This window comes from Bartonella sp. AA2SXKL, from assembly GCF_042197205.1.
Lineage (GTDB): Bacteria > Pseudomonadota > Alphaproteobacteria > Rhizobiales > Rhizobiaceae > Bartonella.
On record NZ_JBHIRN010000136.1, the window covers coordinates 332 to 731 of the forward strand.

1 protein-coding gene is annotated in these 400 nt (G+C 44.2%); it reads right to left on the reverse strand.

The window, feature by feature from the left end; translation table 11 throughout:
- Positions 1 to 400, reverse strand: a 400-nt coding sequence (locus ACFINS_RS10275; protein ID WP_375706211.1) for an aminotransferase class I/II-fold pyridoxal phosphate-dependent enzyme, incomplete at both ends; no start/stop codon positions are given.

A 400-nucleotide genomic window follows, 5' to 3' on the forward strand; every position in this document is an offset into this window, starting at 1 on the left:
TTCTGATGTTGCATAAGAAATACGAAAAGCTGGACCGAGCCCGAAAGCAGATCCATGCACTACAGCAATAGATTCTGCCTCCAGAAGTGCTGTCACAAAGTCTTCATCATGTGCGATCACTTTACCTTCAGGCGTTTTTTTTCCAATGAGTTTTGCACAGGAAGGATAAACATAAAAAGCGCCTTCAGGCGTTGGACATTCAATCCCAGGAGCCTGGTTTAGCATGGAAACGACGAGATCGCGGCGCGTTTGGAAAACAGTTTTATTTTTAGCGATAAAATCTTGTGGACCATTGAGTGCTTCTACGGCTGCCCATTGTGAAATAGAACTTGTGCCAGATGTTTGTTGGCCTTGAATAGTATCCATGGCTTTAATTAATTCTTGCGGACCGCCCGCATAA